Origin of the sequence: Pantanalinema sp., from assembly GCA_036704125.1 — a bacterium.
In the GTDB taxonomy this organism is placed as follows: domain Bacteria; phylum Cyanobacteriota; class Sericytochromatia; order S15B-MN24; family UBA4093; genus JAGIBK01.
In genome coordinates, this window is record DATNQI010000005.1 from 1 (window position 1) to 6,522 (window position 6,522).

5 protein-coding genes are annotated in these 6,522 nt (G+C 67.7%); 1 reads left to right on the top strand and 4 read right to left on the bottom strand.

Translation table 11 applies throughout. From position 1 onward, the window contains the following. The 3 genes from V6D00_00800 to V6D00_00810 all read right to left on the bottom strand — a co-directional run. Nucleotides 1-1,115: LysM peptidoglycan-binding domain-containing protein (locus V6D00_00800; protein HEY9897693.1), on the bottom strand; the 1,115-nt coding region annotated here is incomplete at its 3' end. Nucleotides 1,116-1,239: 124 nt separating this feature from the next. Further along, entirely contained in the window at nt 1,240-2,142 is a 903-nt protein-coding gene (ccsB, locus tag V6D00_00805; GenBank protein HEY9897694.1) for a c-type cytochrome biogenesis protein CcsB, read from the bottom strand. 12 nt (nt 2,143-2,154) lie between these two features. Further along, complete coding sequence (locus V6D00_00810) at nt 2,155-3,516, bottom strand: cytochrome c biogenesis protein ResB (protein ID HEY9897695.1); 1,362 nt, start codon at nt 3,514-3,516, stop codon at nt 2,155-2,157. A 372-nt stretch (nt 3,517-3,888) separates the two neighbouring features. Between V6D00_00810 and hemA the strand changes: the two genes are divergently transcribed. Further along, nucleotides 3,889-5,259, top strand: a complete 1,371-nt coding sequence (gene hemA / locus V6D00_00815) for a glutamyl-tRNA reductase (protein HEY9897696.1) — start codon at nt 3,889-3,891, stop codon at nt 5,257-5,259. Here the strand turns inward: hemA and V6D00_00820 are convergent. After that, nucleotides 5,256-6,356 (bottom strand): AI-2E family transporter, encoded by a 1,101-nt coding sequence (locus tag V6D00_00820; protein HEY9897697.1) that lies wholly within the window; start codon nt 6,354-6,356, stop codon nt 5,256-5,258. The genes hemA and V6D00_00820 overlap by 4 nt on opposite strands. Between the last annotated feature and the right edge of the window lie 166 nt (nt 6,357-6,522).

A 6,522-nucleotide genomic window follows, 5' to 3' on the forward strand; every position in this document is an offset into this window, starting at 1 on the left:
CGGGGCACCCAGAGGCGAGCGCCGGGCTGAATCCAGTGCGGGTTCCCGATGCGCGAGCGGTTGGAGCGGTAGATCGCCTTCCACCTGTCGCCGCGACCGTACTCACGCTCGGCCAGGCGCCACAGCGAATCCCCATGGCGCACGGTCACCCAGCCCGCCGAGGGGCGCTCGGAAAGGACCGGGATCTGCAGCACCATGCCGGGCCGAAGCAGCTCAGCTCGCTTGAGCGGCGGCTGATTGATTTCGAACAGCACCCCCCAGCGGGTCGCGTCTCCCATCTGGTGCTTGGCGATCAGCCACAGCGAGTCGCCGCGGCGCACCACGTAGGTCCTGCGCGCTGCGGGCTTGACCGCGGGCCTGGCTGCGGGCGCGGGCGACACCACCGGTGCGGGCGTCTCGTCGATGGTGGGCACAGGGTGAGGCGTCACCGTCGGCCTCGAGACGGGCTTGGGCATCTCCGTCGGCTTCATGACGACCTTGGGGGTCGCCGTCGGCTTCAGGACGACCTTGGGGGCCGCCGTCGGCTTCAGGACGACCTTGGGGGCCGCCGTCGCCTTGGGGACGGGCCTGGGGGTCGTCGTCGCCTGCGCGATCGGTGCCTGGCCCGGGGTCGGCAGCATGGCGATCAGGTTGCTGTCGCGCAGCTGGGTCCGCACGATCGAGAACGAGCGGTAGCCAGGTTTCTCGATGACGAAGCGATCGGTCGCCCCGGACGGCACCATCAGCATGAGGCGGCCATCGGCCCCCGTCACGCCAACCAACTCGCCGCGCTCGCCCACGACCCGGGCGCCGGCGAGCGGCTTGCCGGTGCGGGCGTCGATGACGCTCAGGCCGACCCGCAACTGGGCTTCGGCCCATGCGGGCAGGGTGGAGAGCGGCGCTGCCGAGATCATCCCCGCCAGCGCGGCGGCCTTCCAGGTGCTCGTGACGCGGCGCGCAGGCGCCTCGCGCACAGGCGTCTCCCAGAGCCCGAAGGAGCGCAACGCCTCGGCGTAGCGCCTGGGTAGCGCCTCGCGCTTCCAGAGGGGACTGTGCGGCGCCACCAACTGCTTGAGGATCAGGACCTCGAAGGCGATGTCGTCTGCAGCGGGGCTGGTGCGGGAAGAAACTGACATCCGGACCTCGAAACGCAAGAAACGGGCGACATGACAAACGTACACGACCGCCCAAGCGCGGCGCAAGAGATCGCGCGCACAACGGGCGCGCCGAATTCGGCGCGCCCGCTGGAAGCGATCGGGATTAAAGCAGGCTGCCGTAAGTGTGCAGACCCTGGGCCAGGTAGTTGACCCCCAGGTAAGTGACCAGCACCGACACGAAGCCGACCACCGACATCCAGGCGGCCCGATGATCGCGCCAGTCGCGGGTCAAGCGGGCGTGCAGGTAGCCGGCGTAGACCAGCCACGTGATGAGGGCCCAGGTCTCCTTGGGGTCCCAGCTCCAGTAGGTGCCCCAGGCGTGATTGGCCCACATGCCGCCGGTGATGATACCGATGGCCAGCACGGGGAAGCCCACCAGGGTCAGGCGGTAGGTCAGGTCATCGAGGAAGAGCATCTGCGCGGAGAGCTTGCCTTCCACGGTCGGCCCGCCCTCGAGGACGAGCATGCCGCCGCCCGAGGCGCCGCCGCCATGGTTCTCCTTCTTGCCCTTGCCGTAGTACAGGAAGAGGTAGATCACCGCCGCCGCGAACGCGAGCAAGAAGGCTGCGTACGAGATCAGCATCAGGCTCACGTGGATCTTGAGCCAGTAGCTCTGGAGCGCGGGCATCAAGGGATGGGCGTCCTTGATCCGCGCGGGCAGGACCGAGGCGAAGCCGATGAGCAGCATGGTCAAGGGCGCGGCAACCACCCCGAAGACCTTGGGCTTGAGCGTGAAGTGAACGACCAGGTAGATCGCGAGCATGCCGAAGATGAGGAAGACCAGGGACTCGAACAGGTTCGAGAGCGGGGCGTAGCCCGCGTAGACGTAGCGCAGGACCATCGAGACGGTGGCGCAGATGAGCCCCACTCCCATGCCCGCGGCCCCGACCCAGCGGGCCCAGACCTGCTTGCCGATATTCTCGACCATGAACAGGACGGAGCTGGCGAGTACGGACCAGAAGAGGATGGTGATGAAGAGCTCCTCGAGCTGCATGAGGTTGTTCATATGGTGTAGCTCCTAAGCCTTGGCCTCGGCCTTGGCACCGAGTTTGAGCGCGATGCGGACGAGTTCCTGACTGAAGACGTAGTGGCCGCGGTTGGCCTTGCCCGAGAGCAGGAAGCCGCCGTCCTTGGTGGGGTTGACCCAGACCTGGCGCAGGCTGAAGAAGGCGAGCGCCGTGCCGATGGTGAGGATGACGAAGCCGGTGTAGACGAGGGGGATGCCGGGGTCGGCCTTGGTCTGGATGCCGCTGTAGAAGCGCGGTCCCTCGTAGTGGAGGGTCATGCCGCCCACGCGCTCATCGCCGCCCATGGGGATCGCCGCCACCGGCTCGGGGCGCGCGCCGTCCTTGAAGCGCATGAGCATGAGCGGCGCCTTCTCGGATCTCAGGTAGAAGAAGTACTTTTCCGCGCCCAGGGGCACCAGCTTGGAGAGGGAGCCATCGAGGCCGATGCTCTGGCCGTTCTGCATCTCGACGGTCGTGGGCTTGCCGTCGATGCTGATGTTGGCACCGCCGACGCCCCAGAAGGACTGGTAGAACCAGACCCCGTCGTAGACGAAGGGCTCGTTGACCCAGATCCGCTTGGTCTGGACGACCGCGCCGTTCTTGATGACCGATAGCTCGCTGTAGAACTGCTTGACGCGCGTCTCGTCGTAGTAGTCCATCCAGAACTTGTCGAGACGAAGGCTCCAGTCGTGGTTGGCGCGCGTCAGCGGGCCGCGCACCGAGGAGAACTTCTCGACGATCTGGGCGGCAGGGATGATCTCGCCGGGGAAGAGGGGGACCTGGGCCTTGAAAACGGCCAGGCCGCTCACGAGGCCGCCCAGCAGGATGCCGAAGAGGCCGATGTGGGTCACCAGAGGCGCGAAGCGGGACCAGCGCCCCTTGTGGGCGACCACCCCGCCGCTCTTGCTCGGATAGACGCGGTAGCCGTGGGCCTTGAGGACCCGGGCCAGATCCTCGACGCCCTGCGCCGGCAAGAGGACCTTGTTGTCGTGGTGGCGCTCCTGGGCGGAGAAGGCCACCTCGGGCGGCTTGCGCAGCCCCACCTTGAGACGGGGAATGACGACCGTCAGCGTCGAGACCCAGAGGTTCAGGAAGAACAGGGCCAAGAGGCTCAGGAACCAGCCCGAGTAGTAGACGTTGTGGGCCCCGATGGCGCGCAGCACGGCCTTGGCGCCGGCGCTCATCTTGAGAGCCTCGATGGCCGCGGGGTCTCCCTGGGGCACGATGGTGCCGATGATGGCAGCCAGCGCGATCGCAAGGATCAGGACGATGCCAAGCTTGACCGAGGCCCAGAACTTGACGAACGAGGGCCAGAAGGAATTGGCGGCAGGCGGCACGGGGGTCTCGCTGGAGGGGGGGGCTGTGGTCGACATGGGAATCCTTATTAGCGGCCGGGCGGCGAGCTGCGGCGTGACAGGCGCCAAGCCCGGCAGGGTTCTCCGAGGGGGATCCGGATCGGTGCTCCGGTGGGCATTCCGTCAATTCTACGCTGCGGATCCATCCGGGGGCAAGGCGGGCGGCAAAACCGGCGCCGCCGCTGCCCTGAAGGGTACCGCGCGGGGGCGAACGGCGGTATAAGGGGAAACTACCGATTGCGCCGAACGCCCGACGACGTATCATCGAGACAAGCGCCCCAGGATCAAGAAATCTTTACCGAATCGTTTTCCCACGATTGCGCGGGCCCGCATCCGGTCGGTTATAATTTCAAGAGATGAGCCGATTCCTGTGTGATGCAATGCCCCGAGATGGCCGATCGGCTTGAGGAGTTCCAGCCCACGATGCACGTCCTGATGCTCGGCCTGAGCCACCACGCGACCCCGGTCGAAGTCCGAGAGCGCGCGGCCATGTCGGGAAGCAAGCTTCCCGAGACCTACGCGAATTTGTTGCAGCACTCCGAGGTCCTCGAGACGGTCATCCTCTCGACCTGCAACCGCGCCGAGATCTACACCGTCGTCGAGTCGCTCGAGGACGGCAAGGAAGCTCTGCTGTCCTTCATGGAGGACGAGACCGGCCTCTCGCGCGGCGTGCTCGAGGCGTACGCCGAGTTCCTCTCCGACTCCGAGGCCATCACTCACCTCTTCCGCGTGGCCGCCGGCCTGGAGAGCCTGGTGCTCGGCGAGGGCCAGATCCTCAGCCAGGTCAAGGACGCCTACGCGACGTCCCTGGAGCACGGCGGGGCCGGGATCATCCTCGATCGCCTCTTCCGCGCGGCGGTCACCGCGGGCAAGCGCGCCCGCTCCGAGACCGACATCGCCCGCGGGGCCGTCTCGGTCTCCAGCGCCGCGGTCGAGCTCGCCCGCCACACCCTGGGCGACCTCAAGGGGGCCACGGTGCTGCTCTTGGGCGCCGGCAAGATGAGCGAGCTCGCCGCCAAGCTGCTCGGCGGCTACGGCATCGGCCGGGTCGTGGTCTCCAACCGCACCATGGAATCGGCCGAGCAACTCGCGCTCAAGGTCGGCGGCGAGGCGATCCCCTGGATCGACATGGCGGCCACCTTGATCCACGCCGACGTGGTGATCTGCTGCACCGGGGCTCCGCACTACATCCTCTCGGCCTCGGACGTGGCGGGCCGGCTGCGCGAGCGCAGCACGGAGCGCCCCGTCGTGTTCATCGACATCTCGGTGCCGCGCAACCTCGACCCCGAGCTGCGCAACGTGCCTGGCGTCGAGCTGTTCGACATCGACGACCTTCACTCGGTCGCGACGCGCAACCGCGCCGAGCGCGCCGGCATCGTCGACGAGGTCGTGGCCATCCTCGACCACGAGATCTCCGAGTTCCAGACCTGGGTCAAGAACTACCGGCTCACCCCCATGATCACCTCGCTGCGCACCCGGATCGGGTCGCTGCGCGAGACCGAGCTCGCTCGCTTCTGGGGCAAGCACACCGAGGCCTTCACCCCCGAGCAGCAGGCGATGATCGAGGACATGACCCAGGCGCTGGTCAACAAGATCCTCCACCAGCCGACCACCGAGCTCAAGCGCATGACCCTGCCCCAGCAGCAGCGCCACGCCTCGGCCCTCAAGGCCCTGTTCGATCTCAAGGTCGAGAACCTGGCGGATCACTACCGCCGCAAGATCGGCGAGCGCCGCAGCCGCACCACCCCCCTGAGCCTCTAGGGTCCCGTCGCGGAGGCGCCCCCCGGGCCGGGGGGCGCCTCCGCGTCCGTCTGCCGGTCCATGACCGGCACGTAGAGGTTCTGGACCAGCACGAGGACCATGGCGGTCATGGGCACGGCGATGACCGCCCCCACCAGCCCCAGGAGCTGGCTGCCGACGAGCACCGCGTAGATGACGAGCAGCGGCGGGACCTCCACCGTGCGGGCCATGATGAACGGCCCCAGCACGTTGCCCTGGACGAGGTTGGCGATGGCGTACACCACCCACGCCAGGAGCATGACCTTCCAGGAGACGCTGACCCCCACCAGGGTGGCCAGGGCGACGCCGGTCAAGAAACCGAGATAGGGCACGATCTCGAGGACCCCCGAGACCAGCGCGATGAGCCACGCGTACGGCAGGCCGACCAGCGAGAGCCCCAGGGCGAGCATGGCCGCGAGCGCGGACATGCTCATCAGCTGGCCCCGCACGTACGCCCCCAGGCGATCGATCACCGGCTGGAACTGGGCCTCGATCAGCGCCCGGTGCCGCGCGGGGAAGAGTGCCAGGAACCCGCGCCCCAGCTCGGGGCCCTGCAGCAGCAGGAAGAAGGCGCTCAGGAGCACCATCGCCAGGCCGGCCATCCCGGCAGCGATCTGCAGGGTGATGGAGAGGCCCGCCTGGAGCCACCCCCCCAGGCGCTGGGAGAGCCATGCGCTCGCCTGGATGACGATCCCCGAGAGATCCGGCAACTGCCCCGCCCGCGACGCGTAGAGGCGACTGACGCGCGAAAACCATTCCTGGCCCATGGCCACGTAGCTCGGGAAGTTGGCGACGAAGGCCCGCGCCTGCTCGAGCACCACGGGCAGCACCAGCAGGAACACCAGGGCGAGCACGGCGAAGAGGCCGAGGAAGACCGTGGCGATGGCGGCCGGGCGCGGGAAGCGCCGCGAGATCAGGAAACGAACCGGCGGCTCCAGGGCCGAGGCGACCACCATGGAGACCAGCACCAGACCGAAGACGAGCGGGAAGGTCTTGAGGGCGACGAGCAGCAGGAAGAGGGCGATCGCAATGACGATCGAGCGAGGGGCGATCGCAACCGTCAGGGTCGGCTTGTCCATGGGAAGAGCTTGACATGCGCGCCCGGAGGCGCGCACGTCAAGCTCGACGATTCTTGCTGTCGGGTCCCCCTCAGGTCCGCTGCGTCACCTGGTGCACCAGCACCGTCCGCTCGCACTGCGGGCACTCCAGGATCGAGGTGACCGTTCCCTTGGGATAGCGGATGTC

Excerpts from the sequence above, each read along its gene's own strand:
- hemA (HEY9897696.1), top strand. The coding sequence starts at position 3,889 with ATGGCCGATCGGCTTGAGGAGTTCCAGCCCACGATGCACGTCCTGATG.
- ccsB (HEY9897694.1), bottom strand. The coding sequence starts at position 2,142 with ATGAACAACCTCATGCAGCTCGAGGAGCTCTTCATCACCATCCTCTTC.
- V6D00_00820 (HEY9897697.1), bottom strand. The coding sequence starts at position 6,356 with ATGGACAAGCCGACCCTGACGGTTGCGATCGCCCCTCGCTCGATCGTC.
- V6D00_00810 (HEY9897695.1), bottom strand. The coding sequence starts at position 3,516 with ATGTCGACCACAGCCCCCCCCTCCAGCGAGACCCCCGTGCCGCCTGCC.